This is a genomic window from Spirillospora sp. NPDC047418 (assembly GCF_040643275.1).
Lineage (GTDB): Bacteria > Actinomycetota > Actinomycetes > Streptosporangiales > Streptosporangiaceae > Spirillospora.
Map to the genome: position 1 here is coordinate 39,594 of NZ_JBEYTW010000025.1, position 23,399 is coordinate 62,992.

Sequence of the window (23,399 nt, forward strand, 5' to 3'; positions counted from 1 at the left end):
TGAACCACCTAAGTCGAATCGGACGCCAAGCATAGCAAGCGGACAGTCGACTACCTGTCTGCTCGCACCCGCCGCCGACCGACGCTCGTCACGAGCCGGAGGAGACCGAAGAAGATCAGCGCGCCGACGACCACGAGCCCCATGGCCAGCGCGCGCTGTTCAAAGTCCTTAGCCTTGACGACCACGGTACCCGATCCAACGACAAAGCCGACAAGCGCGACGAACAGCCCAAGTATCTCGACCATCTTGAGCAGACCCGAGGACACCATTTCCTGCGCCACGTCGATGCGCTGCGCCATTCGCAGCGAAGCCTCGTTCAGCCGCTCTTCCAGGTCAGCCGAGGCTGCCGCTATTTTCTGGTCCACCCGGTCGCCGATGGTCGTCGCGATATCGTCGGCGCTGCGCTGGATCTGTCCTTGCAGGTCACGTGCGAGGACGATGGCCCGCCGCTCCTGCACGAACTGTTCATGCCTGAGTACGTCACCGACGCCGAGGCCCTCTATCGCGCGGTCTATCTCGTAAAGCGCCTCATCGAATTGACCGAGCTTACGGTATGCCGTCGCCCGTCGATAGTAGACGACCTCGTTCTCCTGCCCGCGCGCCATCATCTCGTCGGAGAGACGCAGCATTATTGTCGGCTGCTCCGGCAGGTGGTCCGCGAACCAGATGGCTGTCAGGCACACCTGGTTGCTCTTATCGTCCGCGTCGGGAGCGTCTACCGCGCGTCGGAACATATTGAGACCGTTGGATGAACGAGTGCCCAGTGCGGCAAACGCCGCGAGGCTTCGTATCAGGGCGTCATCCTCGAATTCGGTCAGCCAGTCGAGGCACCTGCGGTGAAGCAGTTCAAACCTGTAGTCGAAGCGAAGCCTCTGGCCATCGATGTAGGCGAGGCAGAGCCGGGCGGTTCGCGTATTGCTCACCTGCTGGATACGTGCCCGGTCGTCATCGTTCAGGTACGGCTGCGCACTCGTCCGCGCCATCCATGCGAGATCCGTAGCCGTCCGCCTGATCTGCGGCACGGAGAACCCGAACTCTTCTATACGGGACACGAGTTCGTCCACCCAGGCCGAGGGAGCGTCAGAGGTACCGGGCGCCAGGTGATCGACGAGGATGGACGCCTTCTCCATGTCTGACGCCGTCCGCATGCGCTCCGCTAGCCGGTCACCCTCTGGGCTCTGCCGTTGAGGCGGAACGCCGTGATCCATGGGGCCCCTTGCCGTCTCTCGCGATCTCGTCTCAGCCCAGCAGTCTAGGCGAGTGAAGGTCGACGACGCCCGTCCAAGATCGGCCGATCCACGTGTGCCGTCGGGCATCGCCGTCAGCCGTCCTCGGGATGCCGTTGGGCCAGGCGGCGATTGAGGCCGGTTCGCATACGTGCTGACGCACCAGGCAGAGCGGCTAGGCCCTGCACTGCCGGCTGTCGTTCCACGCGCTGTCGCTCTTCGAGCACAGTTCTCCCAGGACGCGCGTAGGTGTACGCGGGTTGACAGCGAGCGCCTGCCAGACGAACGGATACGGACACTGGGCGAGATAGCAGAAGGTGTGCACATCGGTGTTCGGATCGGACGCTGCGGCGCGATAGTCCGCCGGAGTGCGGAAGCGTGGGAGTGCTCCGGCGTGTTCGCTCTTGCCCACCTCGGACAATCTACGCTTGCCCCCCTTCAGCGGTTCAGGCAGCGGTCTTCGTTGTAGCCGGTGAGGGGCTCGGTCACTTGTCGATGCGCGGTGTTGTGCTGGGAGGCCGCCTCTCTGGGACGGGCGGCCTCCCGGCACGACGCGTTGCGGGTCGTGGTCAGGTGATCCGAAGGATGCTCTTGCCGCGGGTGGCGCCGTCGGCGAGTCGCTGGATGGCGGTGTCGAGGTCGGCGGGCTGGTATTCGGCGGTGATGTCGATGCGCACCTGGCCGTCGGTCAGGAGTTCGAGTGCCCGGTGGGCGCTGGCGGCGAGACGTTCGGGGTGAGTGTTGCTCAGCAGGTTGCTGTTGTAGGTCAGCAGGGACTTGCCCTGCATGAGCAGGTCGTTGACGGAGACTTCGACGGGTTCGAAGGTGGCGATGTTGCCGTAAACGGCCAGCCGACCGTGGGGGGCGAGGCGTTCCAGGTTGGCGTGGCGGGTGGGGCCGCCGATGGGGTCGAGGATCACGTCGAAGTGGTCGTCGGCGAGTGCGTGGGGGAACTGCTCTCGGACCAGCACTTGGTCGTAGCCGAACTGCGCGGAGTAGACGGCCTGGTCATCGTTGCCGACCACGCCGACGATCGTGGCGGCTCCGGCGGCCTTGGCGAACTGGGCGGCCAGGGTGCCGACGCCGCCGGCGGCGGCGTGGATGAGCACGCTGTCGCCGGGCCGCACGCGGGTGACGGTGTTGATCAGGTCGTAGGCGGTGGGGGTGACCCAGCCGAAGCCCGCGGCGACCCGTGGGTCCAGGTCGGCGGCGTCAAGAGTGAGCACGGCGGGCGCGACGACGACTTCTGCATAGGCGCCGGCGCTGGTCAGCGCGGTGACCGGTGTGCCGATGCGGGCCGGGTCGATGCCGTCTCCGACCGCGATGATGTGTCCGGCGGCTTCGAAGCCGGGGACGAACGGACGTGGCACGGGGAAGTGGCCGTCGCGGACCAGCACGTCGCCGTACTGGATTCCGGCGTAGGCGACCCGGATGGCGACCTGGCCGGGGCCGGGGGCGGGCTCGTCGATGTCGGTGAGGTGGAACTGGTCGTCGGTATCGAGGACGACAGCCTGCATGGTGACAACCTTCTGGGTTGACTCAGTACCCTGATACTTGAGGACCGTAGTGAGTATCAGAACATTGAGTCAACCCAGTGAATTGTGAAAGCGGTGGGAGCGATGGCAGAGATCCCGGTCGAGGAGTATCTGTGCACCCGGATCAGGCGCACCGAGCAGGCGCTGATGGGACACCACGAGGCGGCGCTGCGCGGACATGGGCTCACCATGACGCAGTACACGGTGCTGCTGCTGCTGGCCCGTGAGGGCGGCATGTCCGGCGCCCAGCTCGCCCGTGCCTGCGGCGTTACCCAGCAGAGCATGGCCACCGTGCTCACCGGCCTGCAGAACAAGAACCTCATCACCCGCGAGCCGTCCCCGGTCCACGCCAAGGTCCTGATCGCCACGCCCACCGAGGCTGGCCGCGAGCTGCTGGATCACGCCTACAGCGAGGTGATCGTGCTGGAGCGTGCGCTCACCGACGCGTTCACACCCGCCGAACACGCCTCGTTCTGCGAGATGCTGGAACGGGCGACAGCGATCCTGATCGAGCAGACTCCTCGGCCCGAGACCAAGCCCGCCACCTGAGCCGGGTCGACAGTCAGGCCACGGAACGGACCTGCGGCCCTCGCCGCCACCCGCGGCGGGGCGACACCTTGCTCCATCAGGCGGCACCGGCCCGGCCTCACTCCCGTGCCGGCCCGGCCTCAGTGCCGTGCCAGCTCGGCGGGTCTCCCCGGACGGGGCGCTTGGTCGTTCACCGGGGCCTACCACCAGGCGGTTAGGACGTCGCTGCCATCAGTGCGATGGTCAGTGCCGCGATCGCGCAGATGACGGCGATGATCGTGAACGCGATGCGGTAGGGGTGTCGCTCGGCCTTGGATATGAGGCCGGGGTACATTTCAGCGAACTTCTTGGGTTCGACCGGATGGCTGAAGGCCCTGCACGGCACGCCTAGTTCGGTTACCAGGAGGTCGAGGTCTTCGCGCTTGAAGCCTGCGCCGGACACTCTGATCAGCAGGTCGCGACGTGCGTCCAGGACGAACAGGCTTTCGCCCGATGCTCCGCGCGGCGCGGTGATGGTCGCGCGGACGACCTCTGCCGCCTGCGAGCGCGGACGGTGCTGCCCGGAGAACACTCCTCGTACGACTATCTCCTGTGGCGTCAGGGTGATCCGCGTGCGGAGCAGGTTCACGATCCCGAGGGCGGTCATCGCGGTGAACAGCGCGCCGACGATCGGGGCGAACGGCGTTGGGGCGTCCCCTATCAGGATCGCGGCGACGATGCTCACGCCGGCGACCACCGTGACGGTCACAACGATCAGCCCTGTGCGGGCGTCCGGACGCAGGACGAGGTCACTCTCGCGGACGCTCATCTCGCCCCTTTCCTCGGCTTCCGATGAGCCTGCCGCATCGGCGGCGATGCTCCGGCCGCGTGACTCGGCGGCGCTCCTACGCTGCCGCTCGATTTGGCCCGGAAGTTTTTGGTCGGGTGTCGATTTGAGGCGTGGGCGTTCGTGTGGGGGGTGAGAGACGGACTCAGGGAGGCTTCCTGGGGAAGATCGGGCTTGTCGAGCATCTACCGCTGGACGGGGCATGCAGGCGCCCGCGGCGGTCGATGCGTCGGCGGCTACCGGGGTAGTGGTCGTGAGGTACGAGAAGGAGGAAGCATGAAGCTCTATGCGCTCAACATGATCCAGCCTGTGGGTGATCCTCCGCCGCCGGAGGTCCTCGACAAGGTGATGGCGGACATCGCGGAGATCCGGCAGGACCTGGAGATGGAGGAGTCGTGGGTGTTCGGGCGGGGCTTCCACGGTCCCGAGGCGAGCACCATGGTCCGGTGCCGGGGGGACGAGGTCGTCGCGACGGACGGGCCGTGGACGGAGGGCAAGGAGCACATCGGCGGCGTCACGATCATCCAGGTGGAGGATCTGGACGCGGCGCTGAAGGTCGCGGCGCGGTTCTGCAAGGCCACGGGGTTGCCGATGGAGGTTCGGCCGTTCCAGGGTGAGGTGTGATCGAGCGGGTCTTCCGGGAGGAGCACGGGCGGGCGGTGGCCGTCCTGGCCCGGGTCTTCGGTGATGTCGACGTCGCCGAGGAGGCGGTGCAGGACGCGTTCGTCGAGGCGGTCCGGAGGTGGCCGTCGGACGGGGCGCCGCCCAGCCCGGCCGGCTGGATCATCACCACGGCGCGGAACAAGGCGATCGACCGGCTGCGCCGGGAGGCTCTGCGGGACGGGAAGCACGCGCAGGCCGCGCTGGTGCGCGAGGGCGGGCCGGTCGAGGTGGGCGGGGTGGAAGACGATCGGCTGAGGCTGATCTTCACGTGCTGCCATCCGGCGCTGGCGATGCGGGCGCGGGTCGCGTTGACGTTGCGGCTGCTGGGCGGGCTCACGACCGCTGAGATCGCGCGGGCGTTCCTCGTCCCGGAGGCGACGATGGCGCAGCGCCTCGTCCGGGCGAAGGCGAAGATACGGGACGCGCGGATTCCCTACCGGGTACCGGAGAAGGCGGACCTTCCGGGACGGCTCTCCGGGGTCCTGGCAGTCATCTACCTCGTGTTCAACGAAGGGTATCCGGGACGGGGCGAGCTGGGCGCCGAGGCGATCAGGCTGGGAAGGGTTCTCAGAGAGCTCATGCCGGACGAGCCGGAAGTGCTGGGGTTGCTGGCGCTGATGCTCCTCGTTGAGTCGCGCAAGGCCGCTCGCATCAGGGATGGCGCATTGGTCCTGCTCGGTGAGCAGGACCGCGGGTTGTGGGATCGCGGGCTCGTGCAGGAAGGGCAGTCGCTCGTCCGGCGGTGTCTGGAGATCAACCGCCCTGGGCCGTACCAGATTCAGGCGGCCATGAACGCCGTGCACAGCGATGCGGCGAACGCGCAAGACACGAAGTGGGGCCAGATCCTGGAGTTGTACGACCAGTTGTTGGTCGTCGCGCCCACTCCCGTGGCCGCGCTGAACAGGGCCGTGGTGGTGGCCGAGATCGACGGTCCCGAGGTCGGCCTGGCGCTCGTGGAGGAACTCGATCTCGGCCGGTACTACCTGTTCCACGCGATCCGCGCCGACCTGCTGAGGCGGCTGGGGCGGAACGCGGAGGCCGCGGAGGCGTATGCCGCAGCCATCGCGCGTACCCGGAACGAGAGCGAACGGGCCTTTCTCGGGAAGCGGCGAGCCTGAGTGCGGCCGTGAAAAGGGTCAGGCACGTCCGGCCGGCTGTGGAATCGGCACGACCACGGCGGGCTTCGCAGGCGTCCTGTTGAAGGTCTGACCGGCGACCAGTGCCCCCAGGGCGATGGCGAATCCGACGGCCTGCCAGAAGGTGAGGGTCTGGCCGAGGATCAGCAGGCCCGCCATTGTCGCCACCATCGGGTTGGTCAAGCCGAGCAGGGACACCGACGTCGGGGCGAGCCGGTCGATGCCGCGGAACCACAGCGCGTACGCGATCGCGGTGCCGATGATGCCGAGGTAGGCGAAGCCCAGCACGTTCTCGCCCGTGATGGACGGCGGGACGCCCTCGGTGAGCAGCGTCAGCGGCAGCAGCGCCAGGCCGCCGACCGAGAGCTGCCAGCCGGTCATGACCAGTGGCGATTCGGGACGTCCCCACTTCTTCGCCAGGACGATCGCGACGGCCATGAGGGACGTCGCGGTGAGCATGGCGGCGATGCCGAGCGGGTCGAGGCGGGCGTCGGCGGTCAGGGTCAGCAGCGCGACGCCGCCGGTTCCGGCGAGTGCCGACAGCAGGACGGCGCGGGCCGGCCGGACCCGCAGGATGCCGAGCGACAGCAGCGCCACGACCAGCGGCTGCACGGACCCGATGGTCGCGGCGACCCCGCCGGGCAGCCGGTAGGCGGCGAAGAAGATCAGCGGGAAGAACGCGCCGAAGTTCAGCATGCCGAGGACGATCGACTTCCACCACCAGTCGCCGCGCGGGAGGCGCCGGGTGACGGCGAGCAGGACGAGCCCGGCGGGCAGGGCGCGCAGGGTGGCGGCCAGCAGCGGACGGTCGGCGGGAAGGAGGGTGGTGGTGACGACGTAGGTGGTGCCCCAGCTCGCGGGCGCGAGGGCGGCGAGGGCGAGGTCGGAGGCGTAGCGGGCGCGCGGCGTCCGCTGTGCCGCGATGGCGGTCACGAGAATCACCTCAACGGGGACATCGGGGCGAGCAGGTACATGAACGATAAGTATCTGAACGTTAAGATTATTCCCGCTAAGGCAACGACAGAACCGCCGCTCAGCCACGCCCACCACCCAGGCGCGGAACCGCCACTCAGGCACGCCCGCCGCTCAGGCCACGCGCGCCATTCAGACACGGCGCCGCTCAGGCACGCCCGCCACTCGGGCGCACGGCGCCACTCGGGCGCCGAACCGCCACTCAGCCACGCCCGCCGTTCAGGCGCGCCGCCGCTCAGGCAGCGACGCCACTCGGGCGCGGAACCGCCGGTCAGGTGCGCCCGCCATCCAGGCGCGCCGCCGCTCAGGCGCGCCGCCGCTCAGGCGCAGCGCCGCTCAGGCAGCGGCGCCACTCAGGCGCGGAACCGCCACTCGGGCGCACCCGCCATTCAGGTGCGGCGCCGCGCAGACACACCCGCCGGTCAGGTGCGGCGCCGCGCAGACGCGCACGCTGGTCAGGTGTGCCCGCTGCTCGGGTGCGGAGCCGCTGGTCAGGCTCGGTGGCGGTCAGGCTCGTAGGCGGCTTACCTCGTATAGGGCGATGCCGGCGGCGACGCCGGCGTTGAGGGACTCGGCACGGCCCGGCATCGGGATCGTGACCAGCATGTCGCAGGTGTCGGCGACCAGCCGTCCGAGACCCTTGCCCTCCGAGCCCACGACCAGTACGAACGGGCCGGACGCGATCTCCAGGTCGCCGACGGTCACGCCGCCGCGCGCGTCCAGCCCGGCGACGAAGCAGCCCGCCTTCTGGTACGCCTTCAGTTGCCGCGTCAGGTTCGTGGCCTGCGCGACGGGGCAGGTCGCGAGGGTCCCGGCGGACGACTTCCACGCGCCCGCGGTGACCCCGGCCGCGCGCCGCTCGGGGACGACGACGCCGGTCGCGCCGAACGCGGCGGCGGAGCGGACGATCGCGCCGAGGTTGCGCGGGTCGGTGATCCCGTCGACCGCGACGATCAGCGGGGCGGTGCCCTTGAGCAGGTCGTCCGCGTGCGCGTAGCGGTACGGCTTGACCTGCAGCGCGATGCCCTGGTGGACGGCGCCGTCCGTCAGCCGGTCCAGCTCGTTCTTACCGGTCTCCAGCAGCGGGACGCCGCGGTCGGCGGCCAGCTGGATCGACTCCCGGACCCGCTCGTCGGTGCTGGACATCACGTACAGCGCCGTGCCCGGAACGCCCGCGCGCATCGCCTCGACGACCGGGTTCCGGCCCGTGACGAGCTCGGGGACCTCGCCGTTCGCGCGCCGCGCCCCGGCCGGACGCCCACCGGCGGCGGGCGCGGCGGCGGGCTTCCCGCGCCCGCCGGGGCCGAGCGTCGGCGTGCCGGTGCGCTTGGCGCTCTTGACGGCGCGGGCCTTCTGGCGCTTGCCGTGCCAGTGCCGGTCCTCGGCCTTGGGAGTGGGTCCCTTGCCCTTGCGCTTGGCCATTGTCCGTTACGCCCCTTGCGATGACGATTGCGTGCTCGCTCGCCCTCGCGGCTGCCGGGGCGGCTCGGTCTCGGCGGGACGGCATCGACACCCCCGCGAACGTCCGATTTTATCCGGCGCGGGGCGTCGTTCAGTCCCGTGGCAGTCCTGTGGCGGTCCCGGGTCAGTCCCGCTTCAGTTCCCAGCGGGGGCCCTGCGGGGTGTCCTCGACGAGAATCCCGGCCTCCGCCAGGCCGTCGCGGATCGCGTCGGCGGCCCCGTAGTCCTTCCGCGCGCGCGCCGCCTGCCGCTGCTCCAGCGCCACCGCCACCAGCGCGTCCACGACGGGACGCAGGTCTTCCTCGCCCGCACGGCTCCACTGCGGCGACAGCGGATCGAGGCCGAGGACGTCCGCCATCGCCCGCACGGACGCCAACGTGTCCCGCACCGCGTCCTGGTCGCCGGACGCGAGGGCGCTGTTCCCCTCCCGGACGGTCTCGTGCAGCACCGCCAGCGCGTGCGGCACGCCCAGGTCGTCGTCCAGCGCCGCGGCGAACTCGGACGGCACCGCGGAAGGCGGCACCGCGCCGACCAGTTCGGAGGCCCGCGTGACGAAACCCTCGATGCGCTGGTAGGCGGAGACGGCCTCGGCCAGGGCGTCGTCGGAGTAGTCCATGAGCGACCGGTAGTGCGCGGACGCCAGGTAGTAGCGCACCTCCACCGGACGGGCCTTGCCCAGCAGATCGGGCAGCAGAACCACGTTGCCGACCGTCTTGCTCATCTTCTCGCCGTCCACGGTGAGGAGCCCGTTGTGCAGCCAGTAGCGGGCGAACCCGTCACCGGCGGCACGGGACTGGGCGATCTCGTTCTCGTGGTGCGGGAAGATCAGGTCGACGCCGCCGCCGTGGATGTCGAACGTCGGCCCGAGGTACTTCGTCGCCATCGCGGAGCATTCGAGGTGCCAGCCGGGGCGCCCGTCGCCCCAGGGCGTCTCCCAGGACGGCTCGCCGGGCTTGGCGCCCTTCCAGAGCGCGAAGTCGTGCGGGTCGCGCTTCGCGTCCTCGTGGGGCGAGTCGCCGGTATGCCGCGTGTTGTCCAGCCGCTGGTTCGACAGCGACCCGTACTCGTCCGCCCACGAGTTCACGTCGAAGTACACGTCGCCGCCCGCCGCGTACGCGTGGCCCTTCTCGATCAGCCGCCGGATCAGCACGATCATCTCCGGGACGTGCCCGGTGGCGCGCGGCTCGACCGTCGGCGGCAGGCAGCCGAGCAGGTCGTAGCCCTGCGTGAAGACGCGCTGGTTGCCCTCGGCGATGGCGAACCACGGGACGTCCCGTTCCGCCGCCACCGCGATGATCTTGTCGTCGACGTCGGTGACGTTGCGGGCGAACGTCACCTCGTAGCCGGACGCGCGCAGCCAGCGCAGCAGCACGTCGTAGATGACGCCCGAGCGGAGGTGCCCGATATGCGGTGATGCCTGCGGGGTCGCACCACACACGTACATCCCCACGCGGCCCTCTTCCAGGGGCTCGAACGTGCGGACGCTGCGGGTGCCGGTGTCGTAAAAGCGCAGACTCACAGGGCCCAGGCTATTGGATCGGCGCACGACCGCGCCGCGCATTACGCGTCGCGGCTTCATGCCGCGGGATCACCCGCCTTCATGCCGCGGGATCACCCGCCTTCATGCCGCGGGATCACCCGCCTTCATGCCGCGGGATCACCCGCCGTTTCCTCCGTTGAGCCGGACGGCGCGGGATTCGAGGTAGCGGCGTTCCGGCAGGCTGGTCGTGCGGCGCGCCGCCTCCCGGTAGGCGTCCCGCGCCGCGTCCAGGTCTCCGGCCATTTCCAGCAGGTGGGCGCGGACGGCCGCGAGACGGTGGTGCCCCGACAGGCGGTCGTCGCCGTCCAGTGTCCGCAGCAGGTCCAGCCCGGCGGACGGCCCGGACACCATCGCCAGCGCGACCGCCTCGTTCAGCGTGACCACCGGGTTCGGGGACAGGTGCGCCAGCAGCCGGTACAGCGCGAGGACCTGCGCCCAGTCGGTGTCCTCCGGGCGCCGCGCCTCCGCGTGGACGGCGGCGATCGCGGCCTGCACCTGGTACGGGCCGGGCGGCGACCAGGTGAGCGCGTCCGTGATCAGCGCGCTGCCCTCCTCGATCGCCTCGCGCCGCCACAGCGTCCGGTCCTGCTCGGTGAGCGGGATCAGCAGGCCGCCGCGGCCCGTCCGGGCCGGGCGGCGGGCGTCGGTGAGCAGCATCAGCGCGAGCAGGCCCGCGGCCTCGCCGTCGCCCGGCAGCAGCGCGTGCAGCGCCCGCGCCAGCCGGATCGCCTCCGCCGTCAGGTCGGCGCGCTGCAGGTCCGGCCCGCTGGACGCCGTGTACCCCTCGTTGAAGACCAGGTACAGGACGTGCAGGACGGCCCGCAGCCGCTCGTCCCGCTCCCCGGCCGGCGGCGGGACGAACCGCGCCCCCGCCGCCCTGATCTTCTGCTTGGCGCGGCTGACCCGCTGCGTCATCGTCGCCTCGGGGACGAGGAACGCCCGCGCGATCTGCGCGGTCGTCAGGCCGCCGACCGCCCGCAGCGTCAGCGCGACCTGCGAGGGCGGCGACAGCGACGGATGGCAGCACAGGAACAGCAGCGTGAGCGTGTCGTCCCGGTCGCCGGGCCGGTTCTCGTCCGCGGCCTCGCCCGTGGGCGCGGTGTCCTGGGCGAACACGGCGGCCTCGCGGTCGCGGCGGGCCCGCTCGCTGCGCCACTGGTCGGTGAGCCGCCGCGTCGCGACGGTCAGCAGCCAGCCGCGCGGGTGCTCTGGGACGCCGTCCCCCGGCCACTGCACGGCGGCGGCGAGCAGCGCCTCCTGCACGGCGTCCTCGCAGGCGTCGAAGGCGCCGTGCCGCCGCACCAGCGTGCCGAGGACCTGCGGCGCGAGGGTGCGCAGCAGGTCCTCGACGGCCGGGGGCGTCCTCACATCTCCGTCCCGGCGCCGTCCATGATCGCCCGGACCTCCATGCGCCCGCCGTGCCGGATGTCCGGCCAGCGCGAGGCGATCTCCACGGCCCGCTCCGCCGACTCGACGTCGACGGTGAGGTGCCCGGCGAAGTGCTCCTTGGCCTCCGGGAACGGCCCGTCGGTCACGGCCGGCCGGCCGTCCGCGCCCGCCCGGACGGTCTTCGTCGTGGACGGGTCGGCGAGCGCGTCGCCGCCGACCATCTCCCCCGACTCGGTCAGCTCCCGCATGATCGCGTCGACCTCGCCGAACAGCGCCTCGCGCTCGGCCTCCGTCAGTTCCTCCACGAAGCCCGGACGGTTGTAGATCAGCAGCATGTACTTCATGGTGCGCTCCTTGTCGTGAGCGGCCATGGCGGCCGTTCGTCACAGAACGATCGGAGCGGCGGGCCCGTTCTCGACATCCCCGGCGAGAAATTCCTCAGGAGGATCCGGCGAGGTCCCTGAGCCGGTGGCACAGGGCCGCGAACGCCAGTGCGTCCGGCACCTGGGAGGCGACCGCCAGCAGGTCAGCGCGGCCGGGGTGCGCATGCACGGCCACCATGCCGTTGTCGATCACCACGTCCTGGACCTCCTTCCACGGCAGCCGCTCGCCATCCTTCTCGACACCGTCCAGGTCGATGGCGAACGGGCCGAGGCGCACGGACTCGCGCGCCCGCACCGCCTCCAGGTGGCGCGGGACGATCCGGGCCGTCACCTCCTCCGCGACGGCCAGGCCCAGCGTCCGGACGTCCGGGATGTCGTCTTCGAGGCGCAGGACGCCGCCGTCGTCCGCCACGATCGTGAAGCACCACCGGATCCGCGGCCCGCGGTGCCGGCCCGCGACGGTCACCGAGACCAGTTCGTCCCACGTGTAGCCGGCCCCGCCGCCCGGTTCCGTGACCGACAGGCCGCCGGTGTAGAGGCGGGCGACCCGGTGGCGGAGGCGGGGGCGGTCGCGTCCCGCGATCCAGCCGGCGGCGGCCGCGTACCCCATCGAGAGCAGCAGCGCCGGGACGCCCACCCACCACGTGCGGTCACGCAGGTAGACGACGGCCGCCGGGATCAGCGCCGCCGACGCCAGGCCCAGCAGGCACAGCCACGCCCACGTGCGGCGGCCCGCGGCCCGGCCGTCGAAGATCCGGATCGGCTCGCCCAGCCGGTCGTCCGGCCCGTCGTTCAGCCCGTCATGAGGCCATGCCATGCCGCGCTACCCGGCCGTTCGGGTCCGCGTTCCGTCCACGAACCAGCCGTGCGGCATCGCAGCCTCCCCTCGGTATGGCGTCGTCCATACCGTACGTCTCCCCCCTTATGGTGCGCAGCGACAATGTGATCACCAAGAAGTTGCGGTTCGCCTCCGTCCCGGCTGGTTAATCTCGGCTGAGGACCCTCAGGCGCCCTCCCCCGGAACGAGACTCCATGCCATCTGATCGCACCCCGCCGTCCTACAGCCGCGGCCAGCGGCGGCTGCTGACCGCCCTCGCCGGCCTCGTCGTCGCCGCGCTCGCGGCCGGCGCGTACGTGCTCACCTACGACGTCCTGCGCGAACTCGCCCGCACCGGCGGGGTGAGCCGCCGCTGGGCGCCGCTGTACCCGGCGATGGCCGACACGCTCGTCGCGATGACGATCCTGTCGCTGGTCGTCACCCGGGGTGCCCGCTGGTGGACGCGGCTGCTGCGCTGGGCACTGCTGCTCGTGCTCGCCGCCGGAGGCGCCGCGGCGTCCGTCCAGCACTCGGTGTGGGGGTACGGCTCCCTCCCGGAGGACGCGGTGCGCGCCGGGGTCGCGATCGCGCCGCACGTCATGCTGGTGATCGCGATCTGGCTGTGGCTGACGATGTTCAAGCAGATCCGGGTGGGCCGCCCCGCCGCCGAGGAGGCCGCGCCCGTCGAAACGCAGCGCGGCCACGTGAAGGTCCTGGAGCCGGCCGCGCCGCCGCTCGCCCTGGAGGCCCCGGCCGGCGCCGAGCCGGCGTTCGAACCCGCCGACGAGGAGCCGCTGATCCCGTTCCTCCCGGAGCCGCCCGCCGAGCAGGCTCCGGACTTCCCCGCCCACCGGCCCGGCGCCGCCGCCGAGCCCGAGCCCGTCCTGGGGGCGTCCGGTGGGTCCGAGCCGAGCGCTCCGGAGCCCGTCCGGCACGAGGACGCCTCGGACGGGCACGGGAGCGCGGATCAAGTGCCGGAGGAACGAAGGGCCCCCCAGGACGACGCCGAGGGCGAGCCCGCCGAACCAGCTGAGCCGGCCAAGCCCGCTGAGCCCGCTGAACCCGCCAACCCCGAGCCGTTCGGCTACGGGGGCGGCCTGTCGTCCGAGCCGGCGCCGCCGCTGGACGCGCTGCCGGAGCCGCGGCCGCCGCTCGACCGGGTCCCGGCGCTGCTGCCGACGGACGTCGAACTGGTCCGCGGCCGTGACCGGGAGGCCGCGGATCAGCGTCCGGTGGCGTCCACGACCCGGCCCGACATCGTGATCCCCGGCGCCGACGAGGACCTCCACGACACGCCGCCCGCCGACCGCGCCGAGGATCCCGACGCCGGCGACCCCGCGGCCAAGGACTGGAACCCGCCGCCGTCCAGCAGCTTCCGCAGCGGCCCCACCCCACCCGCCGACTAGCGGGACGGGCCCGGGGTACGAGTCCGGCATGGGCGCCCTATTCGCCCGGCTCTTCGACGACGCCGCGCTCTGCCCGCCGGACCGCGCCCCGGTCGGCGAGGCGCTGCCCGCCTACCGCGCGGCCGTCCGCGATCCCGCCGCGGGACGGCTGCGCTGCCCCGCCTCGCGGTTCGCGGAGCTGCGGGCGCATCTCGTCCCGGAAGACCTCCTCGACCTCGTCCTCGTCGCCGACACCGGGATCGACGAGCTGCCGGAGGCGCTGGACGCCGTCCGGGCGGAGCCGCGCGTCCGGCCGTCGGCGGTGGAGATCGCCGTCCCCCCGGACGCCGACCAGGCGCGGGCCGTGGCCGTGACGCTCGCGCGCCTGCCGTCCGGCGTTCCGGCGCGCATCGAGGTGCGTCCCACCCCCGGCTGGCGGGACGCACTGGACCGCATCGCCGCCGCCCGCGACCACGGCGCGCCCCTCGGCACCGCGACCACGACCGCGTCGGCGGCGTTCATCGCGGCCTGCGCCGAGCGCGGCCTCGAGTTCACATGTGCGGTCGGAGCGGGCCGGGCGTCCAGCTCCGGCCTGAACGTGCTGCTGGCCGCGGCCGGTGCCGCCGCCGGTGAGCGCGACATCCGCCGGGCGCTCGAACGCACCGACGCCGCGCGCCTCGCCGTGGACGTCCAGGCCCTTCCCAAGGACGCGGCGCGGGCCGCCCGGCGCCTCCTGGCGGCGTTCACCGTCCGCGACCTCGACACGTGCCGCAGGAATCTGCACGCGGTGGGTCTGATGCCGGACACGGGGGAAGATATGTCTCCATGACGACCGTTTCGTGGGTTGACGTCGATGAGGACGCCGGGTTCGGCATCGAGAACCTGCCGTACGGGGTCTTCGCGCGCCCCGGTGAGCTGCCCCGCGTCGGCGTGGCCATCGGCGACCGCGTCCTCGACCTGGCGGAGATGTCGGCCGCCGGGCTCGTCGAGGACCGGCACTACTTCGCGTCCGGCTCCCTGAACGCCTTCATGGTCGCGGGACGCCCGGCCTGGCGGGCGAACCGCGAGCGGGTGACCGAACTGCTCACCGACGCGTCGTACCGCGCCCGCGTCGAGCCGCACCTGATCCCGGTCGCGGACGTCGAGCTGCTGCGACCGTTCGAGGTCGCCGACTACGTCGACTTCTACTCGAACGAGCACCACGCCGTGAACGCGGGACGGATGTTCCGGCCGCACGGCGAACCGCTGACGCCGAACTGGAAGCGGCTGCCGGTCGGCTACCACGGCCGCGCGGGGACCGTGTACCCGTCGGGGACGCCGATCATCCGCCCGTCGGGGCAGCGCCGCGCGTCCGGCGACCCGGAGCCGTCCTACGGCCCCTCCCTGCGCCTGGACTTCGAGGCGGAGGTCGGGTTCGTCGCGGGCGTCCCCTCGTCGGCGGGACGCGGCGTCCCGGTCCGCGCCTTCCGCGATCACGTGTTCGGGTTCGTCCTGGTGAACGACTGGAGCGCGCGGGACCTGCAGGCATGGGAGTCGCAGCCGCTCGGCCCGTTCCTCGGCAAGTCGTTCGCGACGTCGGTCTCGTCCTGGGTGGTGCCGGTCGCGGCGCTCGAACCGGCGCGGGTGACCCCGCCCGTCCAGGACCCGGCGCCGCTGCCCTATCTGAGCTGCGACGAGCCGTGGGGCCTCGACCTGCACCTGCAGGTCCTGATCAACGGCCAGGTGGCGGCGCGCCCGCAGTTCGCGTCGATGTACTGGACGCCTCCGCAGCAGCTCGCGCACGCCACGGTGAACGGGGCCCCGCTGCGCACCGGCGACCTGTTCGCGTCCGGGACGGTCTCGGGCCCCGAACGCGGTCAGCGCGGCTGCCTGCTCGAACTCAGCTGGAACGGCCAGGAGCCGCTGGAACTGCCCGACGGCACCGAACGCACCTTCCTGGAGGACGGCGACACGGTGACGATCCGCGCCCAGGCCCCGGGCGCCGCGGGCTCCCGCATCACCCTCGGCGAAGTGACGGGCACCGTCCACCCCGCCCAGTCCTAGGTGATCGGCTTGCGAAGAGCGGCCCTGGAAGACCGACCTAGAAGACCAGGGCGGTGGCCACGGCGGCGAGGCCCTCGCCCCGGCCGGTGAGGCCCAGGCCGTCCGTGGTGGTGGCGGAGATCGTCACCGGGGCGCCGTCGAGGGCCTCGGTGAGGGTCTTCTCGGCCTCGGCGCGGCGTTTGCCGATCTTGGGGCGGTTGCCGATGATCTGGACGGCCACGTTGCCGATGGTGAAGCCCGCCTCGGTAACGCGCCGGGCGACCTCACGGAGCAGGTCGACGCCGGACGCCCCGGACCAGCGCGGGTCGGCGGTGCCGAAGACCGCGCCGAGGTCACCGAGGCCGGACGCCGACAGGAGCGCGTCGCACGCGGCGTGCGCGGCGACGTCGCCGTCGGAGTGGCCAGCCAGGCCGTGGCCCTCGCCGGGCCATTCGAGACCCGCGACCTTGAGCGGGCGCGGGGTGGACGAGAACGGGTGGACGTCGGTTCCGACGCCCACCCGGGGAAGCCGCTCGGTCAACTCGGTCGGCCGCTCAGCTGGCCAGGACCTCGTCGAGCAGGGCCTCTGCCTTGTCCTCGTTGGTCTTCTCGGCGAGCGCCAGCTCACTGACGAGGATCTGGCGTGCCTTCGCGAGCATCCGCTTCTCACCGGCGGACAGACCGCGCTCCCTGTCGCGCCTCCAGAGGTCGCGGACGACCTCGGCGACCTTGTTGACGTCGCCGGACGCGAGTTTCTCAAGGTTCGCCTTGTACCGGCGCGACCAGTTGGTGGGCTCTTCGGTGTAGGGTGCGCGCAGCACCTCGAACACCTTCTCCAGCCCCTCTTGGCCGACGACGTCCCGGACGCCCACGTCCTCGACGTTCTCGACCGGGACCCGCACCGTCAGGTCACCCTTGTCAACCTTCAGAACCAGATAGGTCCTGTCCTCACCCTTGATGGTGCGAGTCTCGATGGCCTCGATCCGAGCAGCCCCATGGTGGGGGTAGACGACGGTGTCGCCGACCTGGAAAGTCATGTGACAAGTACCCCTTCCGCTAGCACCAGGGTACCACGGAAACGAGCGTGGCCGAACCGGCCTTCCAGGCATATGCGCAGGTCAAACCGCATATTGGGGTATTGACAAAGCCCTTTAATGGTGCATCGGCGTCCAGTTCCCCGTGCTCAGCGTAGCCGAGAGATCACCGGGGTCCCCTCGAAACGTCATTACCGGTAAGGGGAGCCCCGTTACAAGCATCCGTCCCGCCCACCGTGCGGATGCGTTCCATACTGGAGGTGAGCATGCCGGGCGGCGCGGGTACGAAGCGCCCGGAAGGCCCCGAATAGGACGGCGGCCCGTGCGGACGCGACCCCGAGGGGAGGTGCGGCGTGAGGCCGGACGGCGGCGACCCGGAGCCCGACGACTACGGGCTCCCGCACATCGACGTCGTCGTGCCCGACGACGCCCGCGAACTCGAGCGGGACATGGCCGCCTACCACCGCGAGGAGCGGCGCCGGCGGCGCAGGCGGCGGCTGCGGCGGCTGACCCGCCCGGTGACCCGGTTCGGCGTCGCGATCCCGATCATCGCGGGCGCGCTGCTGGTCGCGCTGCTCAGCGGGGTGCTCATGACCGCGTTCGGGCCGCGTCCGGTGCCCCGCCCGACGGGCGCGCAGCTCGCGCCCCGCCCCTCCGCCGACCCCGGCAGGATCGGCGGCCTGCTGCCGGACGGGGAGGTCGACGTCATGGCGGACGGCCGCAAGCCCACCCCGCTGCGCAACCTGCGGCCCAGCGTGATCGGCATCGTCCCGCCCGCCTACGAGTGCGCGGACGTGGTGGCCGAGCTCGCGGGCAAGGCGCGGCAGTACCGGCTCAACTTCTGGCTCGTCGCCGATCCGCGCCCGGCCGGCGACCGGAAGGCGACGTCGCTGAAGGACCTGCGGGCGTGCGCGGGCACCGCCCATGACGGGATGCCGATGATCATGGAGGACCGGGACGGCGTCCTCGCTGCGGCCTACGCCCCCGAGCCCGGCACGCCCGGCCCGACCGGCACCGGCCTCACCGCCGTGTTCGTGCAGCCGGACGGCGTCGTCACCGAGATCGTCCACGCGCCGAGGCCCGGCCCCGACCTCACCGCCCGCGTCGAGTCCCTCGGCACCGGCTGACCGGATTCGGGGGGCGCGGGACGCATGGTCCGGGCGTTCGCGAGCATTGTTCAGGCCATGTGCGCGCGTGTCGGCGACCCCGAAGACGGATACGCGGCAGGGCCTCGCTACGCTGCCTCTGGCGTATCTCACGCCACTCACCACAACTTTTCGCAGTCACATCTTGTGATCACACTTCACGAGGAGACCGACGCCGTGATCCGAAACAGCCGTCGAGTGATCGTGCTCGCCGTCGCGGGCGCCGTCGCATTCGCGCCGGTGATCTCCGGCTGCGGCGCCGGCGACACTCCCCAGTCCGCCTACCCGACCCGCCTCACCGAGGGCGTCAACGTGTCGGTGCCGCTGGACAAGCCGAACTCGTCGCAGATCGACCTGCGCAACATGTTCCTGCTGGGCGCGGGCCCCGGCGGCTCCCTCAAGCCCGGCGACGCGCTGCCGCTCTACGGCGTGATGATCAACCAGGTGCAGGGCCGCCAGGACCGGCTGGTCTCGGTCAGCTCGCCCGCGTTCAGCGGCGCGAAGATCGCGGGCGGCACCATCGCACTGCCGGGCGCCGCGCCGGACGGGACGGGCAGCATGGTCCCGCTGCTCGGCAAGCCGGCGAAGGAGAGCCCGTCCGCCACCCCGTCCGGCCAGAACACCGGGCAGCCGACGGCCGGCACGACCGCGCAGCCGACGGCCGGCGCCGGCGCCACGCCGGGCACGACCGGCACCCCGGCGCCGCAGGACACCGCCGGACCGCAGGAGAGCGGCCTGCCGACGACCCCGCGTCCGGGCGACCAGCCGCTGGTGGTGCTCACCGGCCTGACCGCGAGCGACCTGGTCGCCGGGTCGACCGTCCCGGTGCGGATGCAGTTCGAGAAGGCGGGCAGCGTCGAGTTCCAGGTGCCCATCGCGCCGCACCAGCAGGACTACGCGACCTACCCGCTGGCCACCCCGTCCGAGCAGCCGGCCGGCACCCCCGGCCCGGGTGCGACGGGTCCGGCGGGCAGCCCGAGCCCCGGCGCCTCCGGTGAGCCGACGCCCGGCACGTCCGAGACCCCGGGCGCGCCGGCGAGCCCGGGCGGTTCCGAGACCCCGGGCGGTTCCGAGACCCCGGCCGCCGCCGGCCACTGACCGGCCTAGCACAGCCGACTGACCCCGGTCCCGGCCCCGGCCCCGGCCCCGGCCCCGGCACAGCCGACCAACCCCCGGCCCAGCCGACCGGTCCAGCACAGCGAAGAACGGCCCGCCCGAGCCTCGGGCGGGCCGTTCTTCGCTGTCCGTCAGGGCTCGAACTTGTAGCCCAGGCCCCGCACGGTCACGATGTACTTCGGCGCGGACGGGGTCTCCTCGATCTTCGCCCGCAGGCGCTTGACGTGCACGTCCAGCGTCTTGGTGTCGCCCACGTAGTCGGCTCCCCAGACGCGGTCGATCAGCTGCATCCGGGTCAGGACGCGGCCGGCGTTGCGCAGCAGCACCTCCAGCAGCTCGAACTCCTTCAGCGGCAGCTGGACGGGCTCGCCGCCGACGCTGACGATGTGCCGCTCCACGTCCATCCGGACGGGCCCGGCCTCCAGCGTCGCGGGCGCCGGCTCGTCCACCTCGCCCTGGCGGCGCAGGACGGCCCGCATCCGGGCGATCAGCTCCCGGGTGGAGAACGGCTTGGTGACGTAGTCGTCGGCGCCGAGTTCCAGCCCGACGACCTTGTCGACCTCGCTGTCCTTCGCGGTCAGCATGATCACGGGCACGTTGGACCTGGCGCGCAGCTCCCGGCACACCTCGGTGCCCGGCAGGCCGGGCAGCATCAGGTCGAGCAGCACGAGGTCGGCACCGTTGCGCTCGAAGATGTCCAGCGCGTCGGGGCCGGTGGCGGCGACCGCCACCTCGAAGCCCTCCTTGCGCAGGTTGTACGACAGTGCGTCGCTGAACGACTCCTCGTCTTCCACGACGAGCACGCGGGTCACGTTTCTGCCTCCCGGGCGGTGTTCTGTGGGGGTTGTTCCGCACCTGCGGCGCGACGGGACGGGGCGTCGAGCAGCGGGAGCCGGATCGTGAACGTCGACCCGTGCCCCTCCTTGCTCCACACCGTCACGTCGCCGCCGTGCTTGCCGGTGACGTGCTTGACGATGGCGAGGCCGAGGCCGGTGCCGCCGGTCCGCCGGGAGCGCGCCGGGTCGACCCGGTAGAAGCGCTCGAAGATCCGGCCGATCTCGCCTTCCGGGATGCCGATGCCCTGGTCGGACACGTTGATCTCGACCTGCCGGTCGTCGCAGCGCCGGGTCGTCACCACGACCCGGGTGTGCTCGGGGCTGTAGGCGACGGCGTTGTCGACGAGGTTGCGCAGCGCGGTGACGAGCAGTTCCTGGTCGGCGTGGACCCGCAGGTCCTCCTCGCCGCCGGACGCCAGCTCGATGTCCTTCGCGGACGCCTTGAACTGGCAGCGTTCGAACGCCTCCGCCATCACCTCGCCGAGGTCGACCGGCTGCAGGTCGGGCAGCGGCTCGTCGCCCTGGACCCGCGACAGCGTCATCAGGTCCTGGACGAGGTTGTTGAGCCGCACCGACTCGTACTGCATGCGTCCGGCGAACCGCCGGACGGCCTCGGGGTCGTCGGCGGCGCCCTCGACGGTCTCGGCGAGCAGCGACAGCGCGCCGACCGGGGTCTTCAGCTCATGGCTGACGTTCGCCACGAAGTCGCGGCGGATCGCCTCGGTGCGGTGCATGTCGGTCAGGTCCTCGGCCAGCACGAGGACGAGCCCGTGCGACCCGAGCGGCGCGACCCGCACCGCGAACCAGCGGCCGTCCAGCCGGCTCCGCACCGTCGTTGGCCCGACCTGGATCTCGGTCTCCCGGATCTCCCCGTCCCGGCGGACGAGCCGGGTCATGGCGAGGACCTCGTTCACGACGAGCCGGTCCCCGCTGACGAGGCCGTAGGCCCGCGCCGCCGAACTGGCGCGCAGCACCCGGTCCTCGCCGTCCACGACGACGGCCGACGACCGCAGGACGCTCAGCACCGACGCGACGCCCGGGGGCAGTGTCCCCGCCGGGGCCGCGGGCGCCGGTATCCGCTGGGATCGCTCGCTCACGCGCACCGCCAATCCAGTCGTGAGCCCGATCGCGAGCCCGGCGAGCCCCACGAGGCTCGCCACAATCTCGACCTCCACACCTCGGATCGTAAGCGGCTTTCCGAACCACCCTTCCCCGCAGCCCAGGTCACAGCACTCCGTTAGCCGAAAGTTCACCTTCCCATCCGGGATCGTTCACAGCGGCAGGGCAGGCTGTTGCGTGGGCGACTCCGCCCTCCCCCGTTCTCCCGGCCCCCGTTCTCCGCAAAGGACTTCACGTGCGCGACGCCTATCACGAGGAACTCGACTCCCTCACCGACAGCCTGGTGGAGATGACCCGCCTCGTCCGGTCCGCGATGGCCCGCGCGCTGACCGCCCTCCTGGACGCCGACCTGCGGCTGTCGGAGGAGGTCATCAGCGGCGACGAGCACGTCAACAAGATCGACGCCGACATCGAGGCGACGGTGTTCGACCTGATGGCGCGGCAGCAGCCCGTCGCCGGCGACCTGCGCACCCTGATCACCGCGCTGCGGATGAGCGGCGACCTGGAGCGCATGGGCGACCTCGCCGTGCACATCGCCAAGACCGCCCGCCGCCGCCACCCCGAGTCGGCCGTCCCGCCGGAGCTGCAGGCCACCGTCCTGGAGATGGGGCAGATCGCCGAGCGGATGATCGCCAAGACGGGCAGCGTGATCGCGTCCCAGGACGTGGAGATGGGCCTCGAACTGGACGCCGACGACGACCAGATGGACCGCCTCCACCGCCGCCTGTTCGACATCCTGCTGTCCCCGAAGTGGAAGTACGGCGTCGAGCCCGCCGTCGACATCACCCTCGCCGGCCGCTACTTCGAGCGCTTCGCCGACCACGCCGTCCACGTCGCCGAGAACGTCGTCTACCTGGTGACCGGGCAGCGCCCCGAGGAGATCACCGACCTCTCGTCAACTACTCGGCCCTGAGGGGACCGGGCTTGCTCGTTCGGTCCTTGGGGGGCTTTGTTCGCGCTCCCGACTGCCCGTTACGGCGGGGCGGTCACGGGTCGCATCCACCCGCTCCCGGGCTATCCGGGGGCGGGTTGGGGCATGTTGACGAATACCCACGCCGAGCGTGCGCGGTCGCGCACGTTGACCCCGGCGACGACGTCGGCGGGCCCAGCGAGGCCGCACCGGCGACATGTGAAGTGGTCCCGCGTGGGACGGTTGTTCCTGGCGGTGTGTCCGCAGCGCGGGCAGCGTTGCGAGGTGTAGGCCGGATCCACCTCGATGTAGGGCACGCCGTGGCGGCGGGCCTTGTAGGCGATGAACTGCCCGAGTTGGTGGAAGGGCCAGGACGACAGGCGTGCCCGCTGGTCGCGTGGAACCGTGACCCGTCCGCGGATCCCACTCAGCTGTTCGAGTGCGATGCCGCGTCCGGTGCGTGCCGCGACGGCGACGACCTGTTTCGCGATCGTGTGGTTGACGTGCCGGGCGTGCCGCGCCTCGCGGCGGGCCCGCTTCTTCAGCAATCTGGTGGCCGACCGGGTGCGTTTGGCCTGGAGTTCGGCGCGTTTGCGGGCCTGCCACCGCCGGTACCGGGAAAGGCGGCGGCCCTGGTGGTTGTCGCCGTCGGAGGTGGTGGCCAGGTTGACGATGCCGCGATCCACCCCCACCCAGTCGACCGGCTCGAACGGCTCGGGTTCAGGAACGTCGCAGGTGGCGATCAGGAGCCATTTCCCGTCCCGGTACATCAGGTCCGATTCGCCCTTGCGGTGGTCGGTCAGCATCTTGGCCTGGTCGGGTGAGCAGGCGAACCGCAGGTTCTTGCACCGCCCCGCCGTGGTCCAGATGCTGACGGTGCCCGCGTCCAACTGCCACGACAGGTTGCGGTCGTCGAAGGTGTGCGCGGCGTCAGGGCGGAAGGCGATGGGTTTGGACTCGGCTTTGCGGCGCCGCGTGGATGCCGGGCCGCCGAGACGGCCGTTGCGGATGGTGCCGCGCAGGGTGGTGTAGGCGTCCACGACCCGTTTGATCACGTGCTGGGCGGCCTGGGCGCCCAGCCCGCCGGCTTTGAGATCGCCGTAGCACAGCCTCCGCAGGGGCAGTTCACGGCAGCGCAGCCCGAACTCCTCGAAGGCCACGGCCGCGACCTGGTCGGCGGCGGTGTTGACCCGATGCAGAGTGTCAGCCAGTGCCGACGCCTGCTCGGGCGTCGGCAGGAGCTTGACCTGCACCACCAATTTCACAGTCTGTGACTATACCATTACAAACTCTGGGGTGTCCGGGGCCGAAACGGGGCGCCGCCGAGGCTCCGCATACGAGGGAAGCGATTCCTCC

Annotated in this window: 24 protein-coding genes; 9 read left to right on the forward strand and 15 right to left on the reverse strand. The window is 71.5% G+C overall.

Annotated features, from left to right (window positions below; all coding sequences use genetic code 11):
• Positions 1–50 precede the first annotated feature (50 nt).
• From ABZ806_RS17980 to ABZ806_RS17990, 3 genes are all read right to left on the reverse strand, one after another.
• Positions 51–1,130, reverse strand: a complete 1,080-nt coding sequence (locus ABZ806_RS17980; protein ID WP_500218421.1) for a tetratricopeptide repeat protein — start codon at positions 1,128–1,130, stop codon at positions 51–53.
• Positions 1,131–1,401: 271 nt separating this feature from the next.
• Positions 1,402–1,638 carry a hypothetical protein gene (locus tag ABZ806_RS17985; RefSeq protein ID WP_500218422.1) on the reverse strand — a complete coding sequence of 79 codons (237 nt, stop codon included), beginning with the start codon at positions 1,636–1,638 and terminating at the stop codon, positions 1,402–1,404.
• Between the two features lie 157 nt (positions 1,639–1,795).
• A complete protein-coding gene (locus ABZ806_RS17990) occupies positions 1,796–2,743 on the reverse strand; it encodes a quinone oxidoreductase family protein (RefSeq protein WP_500218423.1) in 948 nt (315 codons plus the stop codon).
• A gap of 102 nt (positions 2,744–2,845) precedes the next feature.
• Between ABZ806_RS17990 and ABZ806_RS17995 the strand changes: the two genes are divergently transcribed.
• Positions 2,846–3,310: a MarR family winged helix-turn-helix transcriptional regulator gene (locus ABZ806_RS17995; protein ID WP_500218424.1), complete on the forward strand. Its 465-nt coding sequence runs from the start codon at positions 2,846–2,848 to the stop codon at positions 3,308–3,310.
• Positions 3,311–3,503: 193 nt separating this feature from the next.
• Here ABZ806_RS17995 and ABZ806_RS18000 read toward each other — a convergent pair whose 3' ends face one another.
• Entirely contained in the window at positions 3,504–4,037 is a 534-nt protein-coding gene (locus ABZ806_RS18000; RefSeq protein ID WP_500218425.1) for a hypothetical protein, read from the reverse strand.
• 354 nt (positions 4,038–4,391) lie between these two features.
• Between ABZ806_RS18000 and ABZ806_RS18005 the strand changes: the two genes are divergently transcribed.
• Positions 4,392–4,739, forward strand: a complete 348-nt coding sequence (locus ABZ806_RS18005) for a YciI family protein (protein ID WP_500218426.1) — start codon at positions 4,392–4,394, stop codon at positions 4,737–4,739.
• Complete coding sequence (locus ABZ806_RS18010) at positions 4,736–5,896, forward strand: RNA polymerase sigma factor (protein ID WP_500218427.1); 1,161 nt, start codon at positions 4,736–4,738, stop codon at positions 5,894–5,896. The genes ABZ806_RS18005 and ABZ806_RS18010 overlap by 4 nt, the downstream gene beginning before the upstream one ends.
• Positions 5,897–5,914: 18 nt before the next feature.
• Here the strand turns inward: ABZ806_RS18010 and ABZ806_RS18015 are convergent, their stop codons facing one another.
• From ABZ806_RS18015 to ABZ806_RS18040, 6 genes are all read right to left on the reverse strand, one after another.
• Positions 5,915–6,847 (reverse strand): EamA family transporter, encoded by a 933-nt coding sequence (locus ABZ806_RS18015; protein WP_500218428.1) that lies wholly within the window; start codon positions 6,845–6,847, stop codon positions 5,915–5,917.
• A gap of 546 nt (positions 6,848–7,393) precedes the next feature.
• Positions 7,394–8,308, reverse strand: coding sequence for a 23S rRNA (guanosine(2251)-2'-O)-methyltransferase RlmB (gene rlmB, locus ABZ806_RS18020; RefSeq protein ID WP_500218429.1), 915 nt, complete (start codon positions 8,306–8,308; stop codon positions 7,394–7,396).
• A gap of 163 nt (positions 8,309–8,471) precedes the next feature.
• Positions 8,472–9,866: a cysteine--tRNA ligase gene (gene cysS, locus ABZ806_RS18025; RefSeq protein WP_500218430.1), complete on the reverse strand. Its 1,395-nt coding sequence runs from the start codon at positions 9,864–9,866 to the stop codon at positions 8,472–8,474.
• A gap of 138 nt (positions 9,867–10,004) precedes the next feature.
• On the reverse strand, positions 10,005–11,255 hold the full coding sequence (locus tag ABZ806_RS18030; protein ID WP_500218431.1) for an RNA polymerase sigma factor: 1,251 nt from the start codon (positions 11,253–11,255) through the stop codon (positions 10,005–10,007).
• A complete protein-coding gene (locus ABZ806_RS18035) occupies positions 11,252–11,620 on the reverse strand; it encodes a YciI family protein (protein WP_500218432.1) in 369 nt (122 codons plus the stop codon). The genes ABZ806_RS18030 and ABZ806_RS18035 overlap by 4 nt, the downstream gene beginning before the upstream one ends.
• A 94-nt stretch (positions 11,621–11,714) precedes the next feature.
• Complete coding sequence (locus ABZ806_RS18040; protein WP_500218433.1) at positions 11,715–12,476, reverse strand: DUF6585 family protein; 762 nt, start codon at positions 12,474–12,476, stop codon at positions 11,715–11,717.
• A gap of 215 nt (positions 12,477–12,691) precedes the next feature.
• Between ABZ806_RS18040 and ABZ806_RS18045 the strand changes: the two genes are divergently transcribed.
• From ABZ806_RS18045 to fahA, 3 genes are read left to right on the forward strand one after another with little or no spacing between them, the layout of a single operon-like run.
• Entirely contained in the window at positions 12,692–13,882 is a 1,191-nt protein-coding gene (locus ABZ806_RS18045) for a DUF2637 domain-containing protein (RefSeq protein ID WP_500218434.1), read from the forward strand.
• A 28-nt stretch (positions 13,883–13,910) separates the two neighbouring features.
• Positions 13,911–14,690 carry a hypothetical protein gene (locus ABZ806_RS18050; protein WP_500218435.1) on the forward strand — a complete coding sequence of 260 codons (780 nt, stop codon included), beginning with the start codon at positions 13,911–13,913 and terminating at the stop codon, positions 14,688–14,690.
• Positions 14,687–15,904, forward strand: coding sequence for a fumarylacetoacetase (fahA, locus tag ABZ806_RS18055; protein ID WP_500218436.1), 1,218 nt, complete (start codon positions 14,687–14,689; stop codon positions 15,902–15,904). Before ABZ806_RS18050 ends, fahA begins: the two co-directional genes overlap by 4 nt.
• Positions 15,905–15,941: 37 nt before the next feature.
• On the opposite strand, the gene ispF is transcribed toward fahA, so the two are convergent.
• Positions 15,942–16,403: a 2-C-methyl-D-erythritol 2,4-cyclodiphosphate synthase gene (gene ispF / locus ABZ806_RS18060; RefSeq protein ID WP_500218437.1), complete on the reverse strand. Its 462-nt coding sequence runs from the start codon at positions 16,401–16,403 to the stop codon at positions 15,942–15,944.
• A 34-nt stretch (positions 16,404–16,437) separates the two neighbouring features.
• Complete coding sequence (locus ABZ806_RS18065) at positions 16,438–16,920, reverse strand: CarD family transcriptional regulator (protein WP_067634555.1); 483 nt, start codon at positions 16,918–16,920, stop codon at positions 16,438–16,440.
• A gap of 350 nt (positions 16,921–17,270) precedes the next feature.
• On the opposite strand from ABZ806_RS18065, the gene ABZ806_RS18070 reads away from it, so the two are divergent.
• Both ABZ806_RS18070 and ABZ806_RS18075 read left to right on the forward strand, forming a co-directional pair.
• Positions 17,271–18,044 carry a hypothetical protein gene (locus ABZ806_RS18070; protein ID WP_500218438.1) on the forward strand — a complete coding sequence of 258 codons (774 nt, stop codon included), beginning with the start codon at positions 17,271–17,273 and terminating at the stop codon, positions 18,042–18,044.
• Between the two features lie 195 nt (positions 18,045–18,239).
• Positions 18,240–19,160, forward strand: coding sequence for a hypothetical protein (locus ABZ806_RS18075; protein ID WP_500218439.1), 921 nt, complete (start codon positions 18,240–18,242; stop codon positions 19,158–19,160).
• A gap of 149 nt (positions 19,161–19,309) precedes the next feature.
• Here ABZ806_RS18075 and ABZ806_RS18080 read toward each other — a convergent pair whose 3' ends face one another.
• Together ABZ806_RS18080 and ABZ806_RS18085 are read right to left on the reverse strand one after the other, a co-directional pair.
• Entirely contained in the window at positions 19,310–19,981 is a 672-nt protein-coding gene (locus ABZ806_RS18080; protein ID WP_500218440.1) for a winged helix-turn-helix domain-containing protein, read from the reverse strand.
• Positions 19,982–19,986: 5 nt separating this feature from the next.
• Entirely contained in the window at positions 19,987–21,189 is a 1,203-nt protein-coding gene (locus tag ABZ806_RS18085; RefSeq protein ID WP_500218441.1) for a sensor histidine kinase, read from the reverse strand.
• 179 nt (positions 21,190–21,368) lie between these two features.
• Between ABZ806_RS18085 and phoU the strand changes: the two genes are divergently transcribed.
• Positions 21,369–22,046, forward strand: a complete 678-nt coding sequence (phoU, locus tag ABZ806_RS18090) for a phosphate signaling complex protein PhoU (RefSeq protein ID WP_500218442.1) — start codon at positions 21,369–21,371, stop codon at positions 22,044–22,046.
• A gap of 101 nt (positions 22,047–22,147) precedes the next feature.
• Here the strand turns inward: phoU and ABZ806_RS18095 are convergent, their stop codons facing one another.
• Positions 22,148–23,308, reverse strand: coding sequence for an RNA-guided endonuclease InsQ/TnpB family protein (locus ABZ806_RS18095; protein ID WP_500218443.1), 1,161 nt, complete (start codon positions 23,306–23,308; stop codon positions 22,148–22,150).
• Between the last annotated feature and the right edge of the window lie 91 nt (positions 23,309–23,399).